Origin of the sequence: Streptococcus canis (assembly GCF_900636575.1) — a bacterium.
Lineage (GTDB): Bacteria > Bacillota > Bacilli > Lactobacillales > Streptococcaceae > Streptococcus > Streptococcus canis.
The window spans coordinates 508098-528558 of sequence record NZ_LR134293.1 but is presented as its reverse complement, the minus strand read 5'-3'; the positions used below and the strand labels follow the sequence as shown (position 1 = coordinate 528558).

Here is a 20461-nt window from a genome sequence, read left to right as displayed (position 1 = left end):
TTTGTATTGCTAAACTTTGTTAGCCTTGTCAGCACTTAACCATGTGCCACGAGAACCAATTTTGACATAGATGCCATTACTTGGTCGGTCAACCTTCAATACTTTATAGTGACCAGGGACAATAAAGGATTCGCCAATGCGGAAAATTTGGTCTCCCGATACCTTGCCGTTGTTATCTGTTTCATCAAGTGGTGTTGGATCTAGCCAGTTGAGGGAGGTTGCGTCACCACCAGCTAGTTCCTCATTGACCAATAAATTGTTGACAATGCGATCGACGCGGAAAACACCAGGGAAAGTCACTGTGTCCCCCACATTGATTGGTAATTTTGTCTCAGGAACTTGTGAAGTGGACTGTGACAATTTTTTTATAGGAATATAGCGTCTGTTACCCGCAAAACTGAGGTAGCTGAGCCATTCATACCCCTCAGCAGTCAAGATTTGATCGTAGTGGACTGATTGACCAGCACTATAATGGGCAAGATCTGGACTTGCTAATTGCGCCTGTGCTTTAATAGGAACTTGAGTGGTAAAATGATAGGTCCCGCTTTGATTAGTCGGAGTTTGAGTAGCTGGTTGCTGTTTTTCTTGAGAATGATTTGCGTCCGCTGGTAAATCTTTAAAATGGATATAGCCGCTTACTTGGTGTTTGGGAATTTGGCGTTTATGGTATTTTTCAGGACCTTGACCGGCATTGTAATTGTATTCTTCAATGATAACCTGATCACCGCGAACTTCCGCTACCCAGGCGACATGACCATAAATAGGGTTTGATTGGTAAGCATCTGTATCAAACCAAGCTACAGCCCCAACTTTAGGTGTTTTATTAACGGAGTAACCTTGTTTTTTCGCAATGTGACCCCAGGTGTAAGCATGGCCATAACCTCTAGGTAATTGAAAACCGTTGGCTGAACTTAATCGAAAAGCCACAAAAGAAGTACATTGACGGACATACATATTCCATGAATCAATTCCAGTTCCTTTTTTCCACTTGCTAGGATAATTATCCCCGATAACTGCTGCATGGACAATACCAGTCTGCTCTGGTTTTAAAGCAGTTGCTACAGCAGATACGGCACCGTTAACACTTAAAAGGATTGCTCCTGACACTAAAAACTGATGACATTTTTTCATTCATTACCTCCTGTAACTTATTATTCGAAAGAGGAGGACAAAAATGACATAGTTAACGCATGATTTTTAAGAAAAAATGTTTTTCTTGGGTCAGAAGTCGTTAGTTCGGGTTGGTAAATATAGGAGAAAAGTAATAACATTTGGAAAAGTTTTTTGATGAGAAGATAGTCATTTACTTTTTAAGTATTTGAAGTTTATTTTTTCGAATATTTTTAAGTTATTAGTCTTTATCTTTTGTCAACAAGTAAATTATCCGAACAAATGTGTTATAATAACTTTATATGATACGTAAAAAGGGGTATTTATTTTGAAACTTTTAGTTGTTGGTTCGGGTGGCCGTGAACATGCCATTGCCAAGAAGTTGTTAGCATCTTCACAGGTCGAAGAAGTTTATGTGGCTCCTGGTAATGCTGGAATGACACTTGATGGATTACAGTTGGTAAATATTGCGATTTCCGAACATTCCAAGTTGATTGAGTTTGCGAGGGCAAATGATATTGCGTGGACTTTTATCGGTCCAGATGATGCGCTAGCAGCTGGAATCGTTGATGACTTCAATCATGCTGGATTAAAAGCTTTTGGCCCGACTAAGTTAGCAGCAGAGCTGGAGTGGTCGAAAGACTTTGCTAAGGAAATCATGGTCACATACGGTGTTCCGACAGGAGCCTATGGCACATTTTCCGACTTTGAACAAGCTAAAGCTTATATTGAAGAGCAGGGCGCTCCTATCGTGGTTAAGGCAGACGGTCTAGCGCTCGGTAAAGGTGTTGTTGTGGCGGAAACGGTGGCGCAGGCGGTCGCAGCAGCAGAAGAAATGCTTGTGGACAATAAGTTTGGTGATTCAGGTGCGCGTGTGGTCGTTGAAGAGTTCCTAGACGGAGAGGAGTTTTCCCTCTTTGCCTTTGTTAATGGGGACAAATTCTACATCATGCCGACGGCACAGGACCACAAGCGAGCCTATGACGGCGACAAGGGACCGAATACAGGGGGGATGGGTGCCTATGCACCAGTACCTCATTTACCTCAAAGTGTGGTGAGCACTTCTGTCGAAACCATTATCAAACCAATCCTTGACGGTATGATCAAGGAAGGCCGTCCATATCTTGGTGTGCTTTATGCTGGTCTTATCCTGACGGTGGACGGGCCTAAGGTCATTGAGTTTAACTCGCGATTTGGTGACCCTGAGACGCAGATTATTCTTCCTCGCTTGACTTCTGACTTTGCGCAAAATATTACGGATATTCTGGAAGGCAAGGAGCCTGCAATCACATGGCAAGAAGACGGTGTGACTCTTGGAGTTGTCGTTGCCTCAAATGGCTATCCAATCGGTTACGAGAAAGGGGTGCAGCTGCCAGAGAAGACAACTGGTGGCATCATCACCTACTATGCTGGTGCTCATTTTTCTGAGAATGGCAAAGCACTGCTATCAAACGGTGGACGGGTTTACATGCTCGTTACCACAGCTGATAACGTCAAAGCTGCGCGGGGAAGAATTTACGAGCAACTGGCCGACCAGAACACCGAAGGCCTTTTCTACAGGACTGATATTGGAAGTAAAGCCCTTTAAAGGTATAGTAAACCACAAAAGCGACCGCAGGTCGCCTAAAGGGATAATCAACGTAATCGTGAAAAAGGGAGTGGGAAAGAACTCATAGCAATCAACAAAGAATTCGTTTTCCCATCCCCGCACAGTTGATTAGACTATCTTTGAAGATTGAACAGCGAACAAAGCTGTCAATCAGCCACTGCGTCTTGCAATGCTAGCTTAAATAAAATTAGGAGTTGGACTTTTTGCCCAGCTCCGTTGAAAAAATGGAGACCTTAGACTCCATTTTTAGCGATGAAACACCAAAGGCGGTTGCTTGTGTCCGCCGCCGTTTAAGAGGGTTATCAAAAAAGGAAACATTTTTATGGAAAAACCAATTATTTCGATTATCATGGGCTCCAGCTCCGACTGGACAACCATGCAAAAGGCTGCTCATATCCTAGACAACTTCGGCATTCCTTACGAGAAAAAAGTCGTCTCAGCTCATCGTACCCCCGACCTCATGTTCCAACATGCTGAGGCAGCCCGTGGTCGTGGTATCAAAATCATCATCGCAGGTGCTGGTGGGGCAGCCCACTTGCCAGGTATGGTCGCAGCTAAAACAACGCTACCTGTCATCGGTGTGCCCGTCAAATCGCGTGCCCTGTCTGGACTTGATTCTCTCTACTCCATCGTTCAGATGCCAGGTGGTGTGCCTGTGGCAACCATGGCTATTGGGGAAGCAGGAGCAACCAATGCGGCTCTGACTGCCCTACGTATTCTCTCCATAGAAGATGGCAAAATCGCTAAACAGCTCAGCCATTTTCAAAAAGAACAAGCAAAAATCGCGGAGGCTATGACGGATGAACTCAAATAAAACAATCGGGATTATTGGGGGTGGTCAGCTGGGGCAGATGATGGCGATTTCAGCCATTTACATGGGCCACAAGGCGGTGACGCTGGATCCGTCGGCGGATTGCCCGGCATCACGTGTCAGTGACGTCATTGTGGCGGCCTACGACGATGTCAAAGCGCTGCGCGAGTTAGCGGAACGCTGTGATATCCTGACTTACGAGTTTGAAAATGTGGATGCAGATGCCTTGGATGCAGTGGTCACGCAAAAACGGCTGCCGCAGGGAACGGACTTGCTCAGAATCTCTCAAAATCGAATCACAGAGAAAGATTTCCTAACTCAAAACGCAGGCGTTAAAGTGGCACCTTACAAGGTTGTCAAAAATGCTAGCGACTTAGAAGACTTGGATTTCTCTAAAAAATATGTCCTCAAAACTGCAACAGGTGGCTATGATGGGCATGGACAAGTGATTATCAAGTCTGAAAGCGACCTAGCTGTCGCTTGTGAATTAGTAGATTCTGACGACTGTGTCTTGGAAGAATTTGTGACCTTTGACTTGGAGTTGTCAGTCATCGTGTCAGGTAATGGCAAGGACTTTACCATTTTTCCAGTCCAAGAGAATATTCACCGCAACAATATCCTTTCGAAAACCATTGTTCCTGCCAGAATTTCAGATGAATTAGCTGAAAAAGCCAAAGGTGTTGCCCTTAAAATTGCTCAGCAGCTCAAATTATCAGGAACCCTTTGTGTAGAACTTTTCGCGACGGCAGACGATATCATCGTTAATGAAATTGCACCGCGTCCACACAACTCAGGGCACTATTCTATCGAAGCCTGTGATTTTTCTCAGTTTGACACCCATATTTTAGGCATTTTGGGACAGTCCCTCCCACCGATCACACTTCATGCGCCAGCCGTCATGCTTAATGTCCTCGGGCAACACATGGAAACTGCACAAGCCTATGTCCAAGAAAACCCTAGCGCCCACCTCCACCTTTATGGTAAACTAGAAGCAAAGCACAACCGCAAGATGGGGCATGTGACCCTGTTTGGGAATGCGGAGAATGTTGAGGAGTTTTAAAATGTATCAAAAGTAGGCATTTAAAATAAAGGATAGCAATATAATATCGAATTATGAGTCTTTCGTTTGAAATCTGACGATAAATCGCGAAAAGCTAGATACTAAAGATAAGACTGTATCAATAGGAGATGAAAAACTTCCAAGTTGAAATACATTATTGTGGAGAGCACACAAAATTTCCTATAGGAATCGTAAAAAGTTGAATCAGAATCAGTTGAAGGATTGGAGTTATTTGATAAAACGATAAAGGAAATAGTTGGAAATGACAATAGATTTGGAAAGTTCACATGTATATATGATGGGATAAGCACATCTTATTCAACACCAATCTATTCTGAACTTCATGCGGACCACTAGGTTGGTTACTGGAAAATTATCTTTAAAGGAGAGGTAAAAAAATATCCTGAGTATAAAAGATTAGGAAATACTTGACCTCCACAAAATAGTAGATACATATCTAAAAAGGTTTTAGATGAAGCGAAACTGTTATCAGAGATTTTTTAATTAAGGAGTAAAAATGTTACAACGTTATTCACGCCCTGAGATGGCGACTATTTGGAGTGAGGAGAACAAGTATCGTGCTTGGTTAGAGGTTGAAATTCTGGCTGATGAGGCCTGGGCTGAGTTGGGGGAAATTCCTAAGGAAGATGTGGCGAAAATTCGCGAAAAGGCAGATTTTGACATTGACCGCATTCTTGAGATTGAGCAAGAGACGCGTCACGATGTGGTGGCTTTCACGCGTGCGGTGTCTGAGACTCTGGGAGAGGAGCGCAAGTGGGTCCACTATGGCTTGACCTCCACTGATGTGGTGGATACAGCTTATGGCTACCTCTACAAACAGGCCAACGACATTATCCGTCGCGACCTTGAGCATTTCACCAATATCGTGGCCGATAAGGCGCGTGAACATAAGATGACCATCATGATGGGGCGTACTCATGGGGTCCATGCGGAGCCAACGACTTTTGGTCTCAAATTGGCGACTTGGTATTCTGAGATGAAGCGCAATCAGGAGCGTTTTGAACATGCTGCCGCAGGTGTGGAAGTAGGGAAAATTTCAGGGGCTGTTGGTAACTTTGCCAATATCCCACCATTTGTGGAAGAATATGTCTGTGACAAATTAGGCATTCGTTCGCAAGAAATTTCAACTCAGGTCCTTCCACGTGACCTCCACGCAGAATATTTTGCGGTGCTGGCTGGCATCGCCACCTCTATCGAACGTATGGCAACGGAAATCCGTGGTCTGCAAAAATCCGAACAACGCGAAGTTGAAGAATTCTTTGCCAAAGGTCAGAAGGGCAGCTCTGCTATGCCACATAAACGCAACCCAATCGGATCTGAAAACATGACCGGTCTTGCGCGTGTCGTTCGTGGTCATATGGTGACGGCTTATGAAAACGTGGCTCTCTGGCATGAACGAGACATTTCTCACTCATCAGCAGAGCGCATTATCACGCCTGATACAACCATTCTCATCAACTACATGCTCAACCGTTTTGGCAGCATTGTGAAGCATTTGACCGTTTTCCCAGACAATATGCTGCGCAACATGAATTCAACCTTTGGGCTCATTTACAGCCAACGGGTTATGCTTAAACTCATTGAAAAGGGTATGACACGTGAAGAAGCCTACGATTTGGTACAACCTAAAACAGCTTATTCTTGGGATAATCAAGTGGACTTCAAACCTTTGCTTGAAGCTGATTTGGAAGTGACATCACGATTAACACAATCAGAAATTGATGAGTTGTTCAATCCTGTTTATTACACAAAACGTGTGGACGATATTTTTAAACGACTCGGGCTTTAATTACTAAAAAGGAGGCTTTGACCTTCTTTTTTTATTATACAAAAACCGAATGTTTATAATAATCTTCTTCATGAAGTTAATAAAATATTAAATAATGTGATATAATGAAGAAAATAGCTTTTAGAAGAGAGAGAACATGTTAGAGCATTTTGGTGAAAAAGTGAAAGGGCTAAGACAAGAGAAAAAGATTAGCAGAGAAGACTTATGTGGGGATGAGTCTGAATTATCTGTTCGTCAACTAGCGAGGATTGAGTTGAGCCAGTCTATACCAAGTTTAGCCAAGGTTATTTTTATTGCAAAAGCCTTAGATGTTAGCGTAGGTTATTTGACTGATGGGGCCAACCTTGAGTTACCCAAACGTTACAAAGAGTTAAAATATTTAATTCTGCGGACGCCAACTTATATGGATGATGGCAAATTACAAGTTCGAGAAGAACAGTTTGATGAGATATTTGAGGATTACTATGACCAGCTGCCTGAGGAGGAGCAGGTGGCTATTGATATTATTCAAGCAAAATTTGAAGTTTACCAAACTGGGAATATTAATTTTGGATCTAGTATTTTAAAAGAATTTTTACCACAACTTAAAAGGAAAGTTATTTATAATTTAAATGAGTTGCTTTTGATAGATTTGTATTTAGTTACTTTGGTGGTTTCCCATTTTGCAGATGATTTATTTGACAGAGAGCTTTATAATAAGATTACAGAAAGAATTTTAAAACAAAACCATCATTTAATGTTGGAAGATTTATTTCTGCTGAATAATATTTTATTGTCTTGTGCAGATACCTCTATTCGTTTAGAAATGTTTGGGAGGCTAAAAGAGACGTTACAACTCAGTCATTTCATTATGTCAACTATTCAAGATTTTCAAAGAATGCCAATTTATTGTATGTATGAGTGGAAGTTATCTATCTTTTATTTAAAAGATGTTGAACGTGCTCGAAATTATTATGAACAATCTATTTTATTTACTCAAATGACTAGTGATTATTACCTGGTTGAGAGACTTCACAAAGAATGGCATAAAGATATTCAACATATATAGATAGTCTTTTTAGGACATAAATGTCATGTTGCTTTGAAGAAACTATGATTATACTATCTCTTGTAAATAATATTTTTAGGAGATAGATGATGTTTAAAAAATTCAAACCATTTTTGTTAATAGCTGCGGTAATTGCTTTTAAAGTAGCTCGTGTGATGAATGAATTTGATTGGTGGAATCTAGGTTAACCCCCAACTCCACTTTGTGTTATAATAGTCTTATGGCTAGAATTTTAGATAATGATATAATGGGGGACGAGGAGCTTGTTGAGCGAACTCTTCGTCCACAGTACTTGCGTGAGTACATCGGGCAAGATAAAGTTAAAGAACAGTTAACCATTTTTATTAAAGCAGCTAAGCTGCGTGATGAGTCTTTGGATCATGTCTTGCTGTTTGGTCCTCCAGGGTTAGGGAAAACGACTATGGCATTTGTGATTGCTAATGAATTAGGGGTTAATGTGAAGCAAACCTCAGGTCCAGCGATTGAAAAGGCTGGAGACTTGGTGGCCATTTTGAATGATTTGGAACCGGGGGATGTCTTATTTATTGATGAAATTCATCGCATGCCGATGGCTGTTGAGGAAGTGCTGTATAGCGCTATGGAAGATTTTTATATTGACATTATGATTGGTGCTGGAGATACCAGTCGAAGTGTTCATTTGGATTTACCGCCCTTTACGTTGATTGGTGCGACAACGCGAGCTGGGATGTTATCAAATCCTTTGCGAGCTCGTTTTGGTATTACTGGACACATGGAGTATTATCAGGAAGCTGATTTGACTGAAATTGTGGAACGGACAGCGGATATTTTTGAAATGGAAATTATCCACGAGGCGGCCCAAGAGCTAGCTTGTCGCAGTCGAGGAACCCCACGTATTGCCAATCGATTATTAAAACGAGTGCGTGACTATGCTCAAATTGTTGGAGATGGAGTGATTACAACGCAAATCACGGATAAGGCTTTAACCATGTTGGATGTTGACCGAGAAGGGCTTGATTATGTGGACCAAAAGATTTTACGAACCATGATTGAAATGTATCAGGGTGGTCCGGTTGGTTTAGGCACTTTATCAGTTAATATTGCAGAAGAACGTGATACGGTTGAAGACATGTATGAACCCTATTTAATTCAAAAAGGGTTTCTAATGCGTACGCGCACTGGTCGTGTAGTAACTGAAAAAGCCTATCATCATCTTGGCTACCCTTACCAAAGCCATTAAATATTATGACGTCAAAAATAATTATCTGAACTTATTTTTAGGGTTCAGATAATTATTTTTTGTGAACTGACAGAAAATTATTAAATTGAATTCTCCGATATTAGTTAGAAATTTGATATAATAGTCCAAAGGAGTTTTTCATGAAAAAAGTATGTTTTGTCTGTCTTGGGAATATTTGTCGAAGTCCTATGGCTGAATTTGTAATGACAACTTTGGCATCATCAGATGCTATTTTAGTGGAGAGCCGTGCAACCTCTAGCTGGGAACATGGCAATCCGATTCATTCTGGCACGCAATCCATTTTGGCAACTTATCAGATTGACTATGATGTGACTAAGCGTTCTCAACAAATCAGTTTGGCTGATTTTGAGACCTTTGACTATATTATTGGTATGGATAATCAAAATGTCCAAGACCTTCAAAAAATGTCACATCATCAATGGGATTCTAAAATTCATCTGTTTAGAGATGGCGGTGTGCCTGATCCTTGGTACACAGGTGATTTTGAGGAAACCTATCAACTGGTTATAGAAGGTTGTCAAGACTGGTTGCGGCAGCTAACAGCAGATCATCAATCACATTAGAAAACGAGTAATAAGAATGATAAATATACAACATCTAATCAAAAAATGGAATATCACACGGGCCAAACTGGAGATTGCTTCAGTCATTGCTATCTTGGTTTGTGCTCTTTCTGTTTTTGGAGTAAGGCTGTCACGTCAAACAAGCCTGACTTATGAGCGAGGTCAGATGCGTTATACCGGTGACGTCGTCAATCATAAGATGAATGGCAAAGGCAAACTAGTCTATCCCAATGGGGATATTTATGTTGGTGATTTCAAGAATGGTGTTTTTGAAGGAGAGGGCACTTTTACAGCTAAGACAGGTTGGTCTTACAAAGGCCAGTTCCACAAGGGACAGGCAGATGGTAAAGGTGTGTTAAAAGCAAAGAATGCGAAGGTTTATAAAGGAACCTTCAAACAGGGGATATTTCAAAAATGAGAATAAAATGGTTTTCGTTTGTTAGGGTAACGGGGCTTTTACTGGTTTTACTCTATCACTTTTTTAAAAATACATTTCCAGGAGGCTTTATTGGGGTTGATATTTTCTTCACCTTTTCAGGCTACTTGATAACAGCTCTCTTGATTGATGAATACACCAAAAAGGAAACCATTGATATTATTGGTTTTCTGAGAAGACGTTTTTACCGGATTGTTCCTCCGCTTGTTCTGATGGTTCTCTTGACGATTCCTTTTACCTTTTTGGTTAAGAGTGATTTTATCGCCAATTTAGGTAGTCAGATTGCTGCTGTTTTAGGCTTTACAACTAATATTTACGAAATTCTGACCGGAAGTAGTTATGAAAGTCAGTTTATCCCTCATCTCTTTGTTCACACTTGGAGTTTGGCGATTGAAGTACATTTTTATTTGCTCTGGGGATTGCTTGTTTGGTTGTTAGCTAAGCGTAAGGATAGTCACAAGAAGCTTAGAGGCCTTCTCTTTTTAATGTCTTCTGGCATTTTTGCGGTTAGTTTCCTAAGCATGTTTATTAGAGCTTTTGTGACGTCGAATGTGTCTTTGATTTATTTTTCAAGTCTCTCTCACAGCTTTCCTTTCTTTTTAGGTGCCATGTTTGCGACCATGACTGGAATCAAGGAAACCACAGTTCGTTTTCAAAAAAATGTTCGATTATGGCCACGTGAGCGTGTGATTGCTGTGATGGTTGGTGTTTTTGCGCTTTTATTTTTATTGACCATTACATTGAATTTTAACCACACCGTCACTTATTTATTTGGCTTTGTTTTGGCTAGCTTGTTTGCCTCCGTCATGATTTACGCTGCGCGTGTTCTTCATGAGCAAACGCCAGATTGGCAAGAACCGAAAGTTGTGACCTACTTGGCTGACATTAGCTATGGCATTTATCTTTTCCATTGGCCCTTCTACATTATCTTTACTCAATTAATGTCGAATGTCTTGGCGGTGATTCTAACGACCTTCTTCTCAGTCTTATTTGCCACCGTGTCTTACTACATTGTAGAGCCTTTGATTCAAGGGAAAAAACCGAATTTACTTGGTTTAGAAATTGATTTTTCTCCCTATTATAAATGGATTTCGGGAATTGCAGTCGCCTTATCCTTATTAGCCCTTGGTACTTGTGTGGCTGCTCCTAAAGTTGGCAAGTTTGAACAACAATTGTTGGTCAGCTCTTTGCAGCAGGCACAAAGTAATATTGATCGCACGCATACTTTAGCTGCTGGGGATGCCAATGCCTTGAGTAATGTAGGGATTATTGGGGATTCTGTTGCCCTACGGTCAAGTGCAGCATTTTCTAAACTCATGCCTCAGGCTCAGCTCGATGCTGCAGTTAGTCGTAATTTTTCGGAAGCCTTTGAACTATTTACCAATCAAATTAATTCCAAATCCCTATCGAATACGGTTGTTTTAGCAGTGGGGGTCAATTCGCTAGATAACTATGCCCAAGATGTTCAATCCTTTATTGAGGCGTTGCCAAAAGGACACCGTTTGGTTCTAGTGTCTCCTTACAATAGCAAGAATGCTGCTCAGGTGGCAGAAGCCAGAGACTATGCTCTTAAATTGCCAAAGAAATACAAGTATGTTACTATTGCAGACTGGTACAAAGTTGCTGTTGAACATCCCGATATTTGGTATGGCAGTGACGGTGTGCATTACAGTGAAGATAGTCAAGGGGCAGAACTATATGTCTCTACGATTCAAACAGCTATTGAACGAGCCGCTAAAAAGGCTGCCAAATAAAGCTGTCGTTATCAACATCAACAAAAGTCAGAACAGCCTTGTTCTGGCTTTTTCTATAGAAAAAAGGAACAAAGAGAAAGCGTTTTCAGAAATAATTTTACGAATCTTGATCATATTTCTGAAAAAAGAGTTGTCCCCAAAGCTTGCTATCAAAGGGTTTCAGAAATAATTTGAAAAAAACTTCACAAAAATATTGTGAAATGATTTACAAATTTTCAAAAAGTGTTATAATAAATTTGTAAACAAAATGTGAAACTTTTAACAAGGTAAAGGAGTCTCAAATGACTGAAAAACATAATACTGTTGAAACAACCCCTGTTGCTGCAACAATTGATGCTCTTGTTCAAAAAGGTTTAGCTGCTCTTGAAGAGATGCGTAAGCTTGATCAAGAACAAGTTGACTATATTGTAGCGAAAGCCTCTGTTGCTGCTTTGGATGCTCACGGTGAGCTTGCTAAACATGCTTATGAAGAAACAGGTCGGGGCGTGTTTGAAGATAAGGCCACTAAAAATTTATTTGCTTGTGAGCACGTTGTTAACAACATGCGTCATCAAAAAACAGTAGGTATTATTGAAGAAGACGATGTGACCGGTTTGACATTAATTGCTGAGCCAGTCGGTGTTATCTGTGGGATTACGCCAACAACAAACCCAACATCAACAGCTATTTTTAAATCTTTAATCTCGTTAAAAACACGTAACCCAATTATCTTTGCTTTTCACCCATCTGCTCAAGAGTCATCTGCACATGCTGCTCGTATTGTGAGAGACGCAGCTATTGCAGCTGGAGCACCTGAAAACTGTGTGCAGTGGGTTGAAACACCATCTCTTGAAGCAACAAATGCTTTGATGAACCATGATGGCATTGCAACTATTCTTGCTACTGGTGGCAATGCTATGGTTAAGGCAGCTTATTCATGTGGGAAACCTGCTCTTGGAGTAGGTGCTGGTAATGTTCCCGCCTATGTGGAAAAATCTGCTAATATCCGCCAAGCAGCTCACGACATTGTTATGTCTAAATCGTTTGATAATGGAATGGTATGTGCCTCTGAACAAGCCGTTATCATTGACAAAGAGATTTACGATGACTTTGTAGCAGAGTTCAAATCTTACCACACTTATTTTGTTAATAAAAAAGAAAAAGCCCTTCTTGAAGAATTCTGTTTTGGTGCTAAAGCAAACAGTAAAAATTGTGCTGGCGCTAAATTGAATCCAAACATCGTTGGGAAACCAGCCGCTTGGATTGCAGAACAAGCTGGATTTACTGTTCCAGAAGGAACCAATATTCTTGCTGCGGAATGTAAAGAAGTTTCAGAAAATGAACCATTAACACGTGAAAAATTATCTCCAGTCATTGCTGTTTTGAAATCTGAGTCACGTGAAGACGGTGTTGAAAAAGCGCGTCAGATGGTTGAATTTAATGGTCTTGGTCACTCAGCTGCTATTCATACGGCAGATGCAGACTTAGCAAAAGAATTTGGTACTAGAATTCGTGCCATCCGTGTGATTTGGAATTCACCTTCTACATTTGGTGGTATCGGTGATGTTTACAATGCTTTCTTGCCATCATTGACCTTAGGATGTGGTTCTTATGGCCGCAACTCAGTTGGTGATAACGTTAGTGCTGTTAATCTCTTGAACATCAAAAAAGTAGGAAGACGTAGAAATAATATGCAATGGTTTAAAGTTCCTTCAAAAACATACTTCGAACGTGATTCAATTCAATACCTTCAAAAATGCCGTGACGTTGAACGCGTGATGATTGTTACTGACCACGCCATGGTTGAACTTGGTTTCTTGGATCGTATCATTGAACAATTGGATCTTCGTCGTAATAAAGTGGTTTATCAAATCTTTGCAGATGTTGAACCAGATCCAGATATTACAACAGTTATGAAGGGTACGGAATTAATGCGCACCTTCAAACCAGATACTATTATTGCTCTTGGTGGTGGATCTCCAATGGATGCTGCCAAAGTAATGTGGTTATTCTACGAGCAACCAGAAGTTGATTTCCATGACCTTGTCCAAAAATTCATGGATATTCGTAAACGTGCTTTCAAATTCCCAGAACTTGGCAAGAAAACAAAATTCATTGCCATTCCAACTACATCTGGTACAGGTTCAGAGGTAACACCATTTGCTGTTATTTCAGACAAGGCAAACAACCGCAAATACCCAATTGCTGACTACTCATTAACACCAACTGTGGCGATTGTTGACCCAGCATTGGTATTGACAGTTCCAGGCTTTATTGCTGCTGATACTGGTATGGACGTTTTGACCCACGCAACAGAAGCTTATGTGTCTCAAATGGCTAATGACTTTACAGACGGATTGGCGCTTCAAGCCATCAAGATTGTCTTTGAAACCCTTGAAAAATCTGTTAAAGAAGCTGACTTTGAGTCACGTGAAAAAATGCATAATGCCTCAACAATGGCAGGTATGGCATTCGCCAATGCCTTTCTAGGTATTTCGCACTCAATGGCACATAAAATTGGTGCACAGTTCCATACTGTCCATGGTCGTACCAATGCGATCTTACTTCCATACGTTATCCGTTACAACGGTACACGTCCAGCTAAGACTGCAACATGGCCTAAATACAATTACTACCGTGCAGATGAAAAATACCAAGATATTGCGAAATTGTTAGGTCTTCCAGCTTCTACACCAGAAGAGGCAGTTGAGTCTTATGCAAAAGCTGTGTATGACTTAGGTTGTCGTGTTGGTATTAAGATGAACTTTAAAGACCAAGGTATCGACGAAAAAGAATGGAAAGAACATTCTCGTGAATTGGCTTATCTTGCCTATGAAGACCAATGTTCGCCTGCTAACCCACGCTTGCCAATGGTTGACCATATGCAAGAAATCATTGAAGATGCCTACTATGGCTATGCAGAGCGCCCAGGACGCCGTAAATAATCTCTAATAGTGATGTGATGCAACGATCTCTTATGACTAGAACCATAAGAGGTCGTTTTTTGCTTCACGTGATTTGGTAGTTACTGCTTTAGTTCCGTTGAAAAAATGTTAAAGAGGAAAGAACAAAGGCAGGCTGAAAATTAACTGGTTAAGTTTATTTTCAGAAAATTTCCAAAAATGAGTTGACAATAATTGTGAAAAGATATACAATTTTAGTTGTAAACGGTTACACAAGTAACGATTAATCATAAAAAATGGAGGACTTATATGAAAGCCGTAGTTGTTAATCAAGCTAGTACAGGTGTTGAAGTTGTTGATCATGAATTACCAACAATTGGACATGGTGAAGCACTGGTTAAGGTCGAATATTGTGGAGTCTGCCACACAGACTTGCATGTTGCTCATGGTGATTTTGGACAAGTGCCAGGACGCATTTTAGGTCACGAAGGCATTGGTATTGTCGAAGAAATTGGTGAAGGGGTAACATCACTAAAAGTTGGTGACCGTGTTTCTATCGCTTGGTTCTTTGAAGGTTGTGGTCATTGTGAATATTGTACAACAGGACGCGAAACACTCTGTCGCTCTGTGAAAAATGCAGGTTACAGTGTTGATGGAGGAATGAGTGAATATGCAGTGGTAACAGCTGATTACGCTGTTAAAGTCCCAGAAGGTTTGGACCCTGCTCAAGCTTCTTCCATTACTTGTGCGGGTGTAACAACTTATAAAGCTATTAAAGAAGCAGGTGCTGCTCCAGGCCAATGGATTGTGATTTTCGGTGCTGGTGGTCTTGGGAACCTTGCTGTTCAATACGCTAAAAAAGTTTTCAATGCACATGTTGTAGCGGTGGATATCAATAATGATAAGCTTGACTTAGCGAAAGAAGTTGGCGCAGATATTGTGGTTAACGGTAAAGAAATTGAAGACGTTCCAGGCTATATTCAAGAAAAAACTGGTGGCGCTCACGGTGTTGTGGTAACAGCCGTTTCTAAAGTTGCCTTTAACCAAGCGATTGATAGTGTCCGTGCAGGTGGAACAGTGGTAGCTGTAGGTCTTCCATCAGAATATATGGAACTCTCTATCGTAAAAACAGTTTTAGACGGTATCAAAGTTGTCGGCTCACTTGTAGGAACACGTAAAGATTTAGAAGAAGCTTTTGCCTTTGGTGCAGAAGGACTTGTTGTCCCAGTGGTTGAAAAAGTTCCGGTTGACACTGCTCCAGAAGTCTTTGATGAAATGGAACGTGGTTTGATTCAAGGTCGTAAAGTTTTGGATTTCACTCGCTAAGGAGTTGAAGTAACACTAGATAACTTTGACATTAGCGAGTACCGTAGAGTCGCCTTTAAACCTATCTTTAGTAGCATTCTCAAGGAGGATTTCTCTCTTGGGAATGCCTTTTTATTTCTTAGAAGTTTAAAAAATTGAGAATATATTATATAATGGAAAAATAAAATTCGGTAGAGTAGAAAGAGGCCAATGATGTATCAATCAACGAGAAATCAAGACAATAAAATAACAGCAAGTCAGGCTATTTTCAAGGTCTAGCTGTAGATGGTGGTCTGTTTACACCAGTCACTATATCTACAGTCTCTCTGGCATTTGATAGCCTAAAAATCAAAGTCATTAGGATATTGTCAAACTTATCTTGACAGTCTTTTTCGATGATTTTGATGATTTTACCGAAGACGAGTTGCATAGGTGTATTCACTTAGCTTATGATGATACATTTGACACACCTTTTATTGCACCCGTAGTTTCCCTCACAGATGGTCATTACTTGGAATTGTTTCATGGGGAACTATTGCCTCTAAAGATATGACCTTGTCTATTCTTCCCTACCTTTTGACAACGGCTGCTAAAAAGCAGGATATGGATCGTAAACTTGTGATTTTAACAGCTGCTTCGGGAGCTACAGTCAAGGCTGCTATGTCAGGTTTTGCTGATGTTCCTGGAACAGAAATCATTGCTTTTTCCCTACATAGCGGTGTTAGCAAAATTCAAGAATTGCAAATGACCACATAAGTTGGAGAAAATATTCACGTTGTTGCCATTGAGGGCAATTTTGATGATACTCAGATAGATGATAAATACATGTTTAATGACTCAGTCTTGGCGAAGAAGCTAGCAAAACAGGAGATGCAACTCTTGTCAGCAAATTCCATGACTATCGGACGCCTCATACCGCAGTAGCCTCAGCGGTTTACCAAAACTATTGTCATGAGATAGGAGATGTGACACTGATTGCCTCAACAGCTAGCCCTTATAAATTTCCTAGAGTAGTGGTTGAAGCCATTACAGATCAAATGGTGCTTGATGATTTTGAGACCGTTGAGAAACTCAACCCGCTATCTCAAGTGATGCAGCCAAAAGTAGTTGTTGGTTTGCAAGAACCAGCTATTCGCCATAGCTTACTTGTGAAAACTAAAGAAATGCAAACTGCCGTTGAAGACTATCTTGATTTATAAAATGGAGCTCATCGAGGTTCCTTTAGTTTGGAAATAATAAATGACTTATAATAGAAGAAAATTGCTTTCTTTAGCCCTGCCTTCTATGGCAGAAAATATTTTGCAGATGCTCATGGGGATGGTCGATAACTATCTTGTGGCCCAGATTGGACTTGCGGCAGTCTCAGGTGTCTCTATAGCCAATAATATTATTGCGATTTATCAGGCTCTTTATATTGCTCTAGGAGCTGCTGTATCTAGCTTGATTGCTCGAAGTATAGGAGAAAATAATCAGAGCAAACAATTAAACGATATGACAGATGCCTTACGAGTAACACTACTCCTTTCGGTCGGCTTGGGGTTATTATCAGTTGTTGGACATCATCAGGTATTAGAATGGCTAGGAGCTGAAGCCTCTGTAACGCTGGTTGGAGGGCAATATTTAGCTATTGTCGGCGGTATGATTGTCAGTCTAGGATTTTTAACTAGCTTAGGAGCTATTGTTCGAGCTCAAGGACGTCCTAAAATTCCCATGCAAGTGAGCCTGTTAACGAATGTGCTTAATGCTGTTTTATCTGCCTTGTCTATCTACGTTTGGGGATTTGGTCTCCTTGGAGTCGCCTGGACAACAGTGCTATCTCGCTTCATCGGAGTATTGCTACTATGTCGATTTATTCCTATTAATGAGATAATAAAACGCCTATGGAAACCATTGGATAAAGCTATTTTTAACTTATCTTTACCTGCTGCCGGTGAACGTTTGATGATGAGAGCAGGAGATGTCCTTATCACAATTATTATTGTGCACTTTGGGACAGCCGCTTTAGCAGGAAATGCTATTGGAGAGACACTGACTCAGTTTAATTATATGCCAGGGCTTGCCATGTCAACAGCTACGGTCATTCTAGTGGCTGGGCAACTGGGGAGTGGTAAGGTGACTGAGATAAGGCATATTATTAGAGAAGCTTTTATCTTATCCACCTTTATGATGCTGGTTATGGGAGCTCTGACCTATATGCTAGGCCCTAGTCTCTTGCCGCTATTTACTCAAAATGCTGATGCTAAGAGGTCCGCCATGATTGTGCTTCTTTTTTCTCTACTAGGAGCTCCTGCCACAGCGGGAACCCTAGTCTATACAGCTGCTTGGCAAGGTCTTGGAAAAGCCAAGCTTCCTTTTTACGCAACAACTTTAGGAATGTGGTTGGTTCGCATTATTTTTGGTTATGTGCTTGGTGTCCTTTGGAGGAATGGTTTGGCCGGGGTCTGGCTGGCGACTATTTTAGATAATACTACGAGATGGGTTATCTTATCACAACAGTTTAACAAATACCACAAAGTTATCTTTCACTAGAGAAGCCAAATTTCAAGTGTAAGTTAGCCAGTCTGTAAAAACTCTTTAGGAGATTTGTAATCAAGTAGTTTCTTTGGATAGTTATTAATCCCATTTTCAATAAATGCGACTTGTTGTTGAGTCGCATTTTTACTTCCCTTTGGTAACCAACGCCGAATGAGTCTGTTATGATTTTCATTAGTTCCTCTCTCCCAAGAGGAATACGGGTGGGCATAGTAGATATAATCAGGGTCAAAAATCTCTGCTAAACAACTGAACTCAGTACCGTTATCAGCTGTGATTGAGCGAATCGGATAATCTTTTAGAATCCCTTCCAAAGCCTTGTTTACCGAATTAGCCGACTTATCTGGAATGAGTCGGATGATTTGGTAGCGGCTTTTTCTGTCTGTCAGCGTCAGTAGACACTCGTTTTTTGCCCGAGTTTGAATAACCGTATCAATTTCAAAATCACCGCTATTCTCACGCTTATTAATGCTCGTTGGTCGTTCTTCAATAGACTTTGCAGCCGGCTTAAAATTGGGACTGGCATGTTTTTTTGAAGCTACATTCTTTCGAGGATAAAGCCTGTCAGCCTTGGTCAAGCCTAGTTGTCCATGATGAATCCAGTAGTAAATGGTGGAGATGGGAACATTGACACCTTTTGTTTTGACCAGCATTTCAGGAGAGTATTTTTGTTTGATGTAGTGAACAATCTTTTCTTTGAGTTCCTTCGTTAGGGAGACCTGCTTAACAGAACGTTTACGATTGTTTTGATAGGCTTTTTGGGCAAAGTCAGCAGAGTAAACTTGTTCATATTTCCCCTGACGTACTTGTTGTCTAACTTGCCCACGTTTGACTTCGTTGTGAATGGTTTGAGGAGCTTTAGCCAATCTTCTCGCTATTTCACGATTTGACTGTCCTTCTAGAAGCCAGCGGTCAATCATTCGACGCTCAGCTAGTGTCAACTGTTTACTTTTTGGTGTATAATAGTCTTGCCTCTCAGAGCCTTTCTAATTGTTGTTGTGGTGATGACAATTATACCTCTCTGAGATGTTTTTTGATACCCTTAGGTGGCTAACTTCAGTTTAGAACTTTCCGAGGTAACTTTTTTTTGAAAAAATATCAAAAAAGCTTGAAATGCTTGGTTGATTCTGTTATTATATTGTGGTGCTGTAAAAATACAGCTTTAGCTATGATACAAGAGGTTGTGATACGCTCGGTTGCATTGCCACGCAACTCGTGTTGGTTTTCTTGAGGAGCTAGCCTATTATCTTAAATAGACGAAAAAGGAGAAAAAGATGGCAAACAAAAAAATTCGTATCCGTTTGAAAGCGTACGAACACCGTACACTTGACACAGCGGCAGAAAAAATCGTTGAAACTGCAACTCGCACTGGTGCGACTGTAGCTGGACCAGTTCCACTTCCAACAGAACGTAGTCTTTACACAATTATTCGTGCGACTCACAAATACAAAGATTCTCGCGAACAATTTGAAATGCGTACACACAAACGTCTTATCGACATCGTGAACCCAACTCAAAAGACTGTTGACGCTCTTATGAAATTGGATCTTCCAAGTGGTGTTAACGTAGAAATCAAACTTTAATCTGATTTCTGAGCACAAAAAACGCTCGTAAAAAACTTTTTGAAATATTATTAAGAAAAGGAAATATTTTCTCATGACAAAAGGAATCTTAGGGAAAAAAGTGGGAATGACTCAAATCTTCACTGAATCTGGTGAATTTATCCCTGTTACTGTCATTGAAGCAACTCCAAACGTTGTGCTTCAAGTTAAAACTGTTGAAACAGATGGTTACGAAGCAGTTCAAGTTGGTTTTGATGACAAACGCGAAGTATTGAGCAACAAACCTGCCAAAGGCCATGTAGCAAAAGCTAACACAGCTCCTAAGCGCTTCATTCGTGAATTCAAAAACATTGAAGGCTTAGAAGTAGGATCAGAAATTACTGTTGATACATTCGCAGCCGGTGATGTTGTTGATGTAACTGGTACTTCAAAAGGTAAAGGTTTCCAAGGTGTTATCAAACGCCATGGTCAATCACGTGGTCCTATGGCTCACGGTTCTCGTTACCACCGTCGTCCAGGTTCAATGGGACCTGTTGCGCCAAACCGTGTTTTCAAAAACAAACACTTGGCAGGACGTATGGGTGGTAACCGTGTGACAATTCAAAACCTTGAAATTGTACAAGTTATCCCAGAAAAGAACGTTATCCTTATTAAAGGTAACGTACCAGGTGCTAAGAAATCTCTTATCACTATCAAATCAGCAGTTAAAGCTGCTAAATAATAAGAAAGGAGAAAACAG

At 40.7% G+C, this 20461-nt stretch carries 17 protein-coding genes and 1 pseudogene; 16 read left to right on the top strand and 2 right to left on the bottom strand.

Annotated features, from left to right (window positions below; genetic code table 11):
• Positions 1 to 9: 9 nt before the first annotated feature.
• Positions 10 to 1131, bottom strand: coding sequence for an SH3 domain-containing protein (locus EL097_RS02720; protein WP_003045998.1), 1122 nt, complete (start codon positions 1129 to 1131; stop codon positions 10 to 12).
• Positions 1132 to 1438: 307 nt separating this feature from the next.
• On the opposite strand from EL097_RS02720, the gene purD reads away from it, so the two are divergent.
• The 14 genes and pseudogenes from purD (at position 1439) to EL097_RS02655 (ending at position 18157) form a co-directional block, all read left to right on the top strand.
• The gene (gene purD / locus EL097_RS02715) at positions 1439 to 2698 is read left to right on the top strand and encodes a phosphoribosylamine--glycine ligase (protein WP_003046000.1); all 1260 of its coding nucleotides are present in this window, start codon (positions 1439 to 1441) and stop codon (positions 2696 to 2698) included.
• 343 nt (positions 2699 to 3041) lie between these two features.
• A complete protein-coding gene (gene purE / locus EL097_RS02710) occupies positions 3042 to 3533 on the top strand; it encodes a 5-(carboxyamino)imidazole ribonucleotide mutase (RefSeq protein WP_003046002.1) in 492 nt (163 codons plus the stop codon).
• Positions 3520 to 4590: a 5-(carboxyamino)imidazole ribonucleotide synthase gene (gene purK / locus EL097_RS02705; RefSeq protein ID WP_003046003.1), complete on the top strand. Its 1071-nt coding sequence runs from the start codon at positions 3520 to 3522 to the stop codon at positions 4588 to 4590. Before purE ends, purK begins: the two co-directional genes overlap by 14 nt.
• 517 nt (positions 4591 to 5107) lie before the next feature.
• Complete coding sequence (gene purB, locus EL097_RS02700) at positions 5108 to 6400, top strand: adenylosuccinate lyase (RefSeq protein WP_003046005.1); 1293 nt, start codon at positions 5108 to 5110, stop codon at positions 6398 to 6400.
• A gap of 136 nt (positions 6401 to 6536) precedes the next feature.
• A complete protein-coding gene (locus tag EL097_RS02695; RefSeq protein ID WP_003046007.1) occupies positions 6537 to 7448 on the top strand; it encodes a helix-turn-helix domain-containing protein in 912 nt (303 codons plus the stop codon).
• 86 nt (positions 7449 to 7534) lie between these two features.
• Positions 7535 to 7636, top strand: a complete 102-nt coding sequence (locus EL097_RS10825) for a quorum-sensing system DWW-type pheromone (RefSeq protein WP_201281440.1) — start codon at positions 7535 to 7537, stop codon at positions 7634 to 7636.
• A gap of 32 nt (positions 7637 to 7668) precedes the next feature.
• Positions 7669 to 8667, top strand: coding sequence for a Holliday junction branch migration DNA helicase RuvB (gene ruvB, locus EL097_RS02690; protein WP_003046011.1), 999 nt, complete (start codon positions 7669 to 7671; stop codon positions 8665 to 8667).
• Positions 8668 to 8807: 140 nt separating this feature from the next.
• Positions 8808 to 9251: a low molecular weight protein-tyrosine-phosphatase gene (locus tag EL097_RS02685; RefSeq protein WP_129544930.1), complete on the top strand. Its 444-nt coding sequence runs from the start codon at positions 8808 to 8810 to the stop codon at positions 9249 to 9251.
• A gap of 16 nt (positions 9252 to 9267) precedes the next feature.
• A complete protein-coding gene (locus tag EL097_RS02680; RefSeq protein ID WP_003046016.1) occupies positions 9268 to 9669 on the top strand; it encodes an MORN repeat-containing protein in 402 nt (133 codons plus the stop codon).
• Positions 9666 to 11441, top strand: coding sequence for an acyltransferase family protein (locus EL097_RS02675; RefSeq protein WP_003046018.1), 1776 nt, complete (start codon positions 9666 to 9668; stop codon positions 11439 to 11441). The genes EL097_RS02680 and EL097_RS02675 overlap by 4 nt, the downstream gene beginning before the upstream one ends.
• 281 nt (positions 11442 to 11722) lie before the next feature.
• Positions 11723 to 14365: a bifunctional acetaldehyde-CoA/alcohol dehydrogenase gene (gene adhE, locus EL097_RS02670; RefSeq protein ID WP_003046020.1), complete on the top strand. Its 2643-nt coding sequence runs from the start codon at positions 11723 to 11725 to the stop codon at positions 14363 to 14365.
• 267 nt (positions 14366 to 14632) lie between these two features.
• Positions 14633 to 15649: an alcohol dehydrogenase AdhP gene (gene adhP / locus EL097_RS02665; RefSeq protein ID WP_003046023.1), complete on the top strand. Its 1017-nt coding sequence runs from the start codon at positions 14633 to 14635 to the stop codon at positions 15647 to 15649.
• 189 nt (positions 15650 to 15838) lie between these two features.
• A pseudogene (locus tag EL097_RS02660) lies at positions 15839 to 16827 on the top strand (hypothetical protein).
• A 40-nt stretch (positions 16828 to 16867) separates the two neighbouring features.
• Positions 16868 to 18157: an MATE family efflux transporter gene (locus tag EL097_RS02655; protein WP_003046036.1), complete on the top strand. Its 1290-nt coding sequence runs from the start codon at positions 16868 to 16870 to the stop codon at positions 18155 to 18157.
• Between the two features lie 23 nt (positions 18158 to 18180).
• Here EL097_RS02655 and EL097_RS02650 read toward each other — a convergent pair whose 3' ends face one another.
• Positions 18181 to 19080, bottom strand: coding sequence for an IS30 family transposase (locus EL097_RS02650; RefSeq protein ID WP_051026429.1), 900 nt, complete (start codon positions 19078 to 19080; stop codon positions 18181 to 18183).
• A gap of 354 nt (positions 19081 to 19434) precedes the next feature.
• Between EL097_RS02650 and rpsJ the strand changes: the two genes are divergently transcribed.
• Both rpsJ and rplC read left to right on the top strand, forming a co-directional pair.
• Positions 19435 to 19743, top strand: a complete 309-nt coding sequence (gene rpsJ, locus EL097_RS02645; RefSeq protein WP_003046044.1) for a 30S ribosomal protein S10 — start codon at positions 19435 to 19437, stop codon at positions 19741 to 19743.
• Positions 19744 to 19816: 73 nt separating this feature from the next.
• Positions 19817 to 20443 carry a 50S ribosomal protein L3 gene (gene rplC, locus EL097_RS02640; RefSeq protein WP_003046046.1) on the top strand — a complete coding sequence of 209 codons (627 nt, stop codon included), beginning with the start codon at positions 19817 to 19819 and terminating at the stop codon, positions 20441 to 20443.
• Positions 20444 to 20461 lie beyond the last annotated feature (18 nt).

What these genes read in the sequence shown, in the direction of transcription:
- purB (WP_003046005.1), top strand. Translation starts at nt 5,108, where the DNA reads ATGTTACAACGTTATTCACGCCCTGAGATGGCGACTATTTGGAGTGAG.
- purK (WP_003046003.1), top strand. Translation starts at nt 3,520, where the DNA reads ATGAACTCAAATAAAACAATCGGGATTATTGGGGGTGGTCAGCTGGGG.
- adhE (WP_003046020.1), top strand. Translation starts at nt 11,723, where the DNA reads ATGACTGAAAAACATAATACTGTTGAAACAACCCCTGTTGCTGCAACA.
- rpsJ (WP_003046044.1), top strand. Translation starts at nt 19,435, where the DNA reads ATGGCAAACAAAAAAATTCGTATCCGTTTGAAAGCGTACGAACACCGT.
- EL097_RS02720 (WP_003045998.1), bottom strand. Translation starts at nt 1,131, where the DNA reads ATGAAAAAATGTCATCAGTTTTTAGTGTCAGGAGCAATCCTTTTAAGT.
- EL097_RS10825 (WP_201281440.1), top strand. Translation starts at nt 7,535, where the DNA reads ATGATGTTTAAAAAATTCAAACCATTTTTGTTAATAGCTGCGGTAATT.
- ruvB (WP_003046011.1), top strand. Translation starts at nt 7,669, where the DNA reads ATGGCTAGAATTTTAGATAATGATATAATGGGGGACGAGGAGCTTGTT.
- purE (WP_003046002.1), top strand. Translation starts at nt 3,042, where the DNA reads ATGGAAAAACCAATTATTTCGATTATCATGGGCTCCAGCTCCGACTGG.
- EL097_RS02655 (WP_003046036.1), top strand. Translation starts at nt 16,868, where the DNA reads ATGACTTATAATAGAAGAAAATTGCTTTCTTTAGCCCTGCCTTCTATG.
- adhP (WP_003046023.1), top strand. Translation starts at nt 14,633, where the DNA reads ATGAAAGCCGTAGTTGTTAATCAAGCTAGTACAGGTGTTGAAGTTGTT.
- rplC (WP_003046046.1), top strand. Translation starts at nt 19,817, where the DNA reads ATGACAAAAGGAATCTTAGGGAAAAAAGTGGGAATGACTCAAATCTTC.
- EL097_RS02680 (WP_003046016.1), top strand. Translation starts at nt 9,268, where the DNA reads ATGATAAATATACAACATCTAATCAAAAAATGGAATATCACACGGGCC.
- EL097_RS02685 (WP_129544930.1), top strand. Translation starts at nt 8,808, where the DNA reads ATGAAAAAAGTATGTTTTGTCTGTCTTGGGAATATTTGTCGAAGTCCT.
- EL097_RS02695 (WP_003046007.1), top strand. Translation starts at nt 6,537, where the DNA reads ATGTTAGAGCATTTTGGTGAAAAAGTGAAAGGGCTAAGACAAGAGAAA.
- EL097_RS02650 (WP_051026429.1), bottom strand. Translation starts at nt 19,080, where the DNA reads ATGATTGACCGCTGGCTTCTAGAAGGACAGTCAAATCGTGAAATAGCG.
- EL097_RS02675 (WP_003046018.1), top strand. Translation starts at nt 9,666, where the DNA reads ATGAGAATAAAATGGTTTTCGTTTGTTAGGGTAACGGGGCTTTTACTG.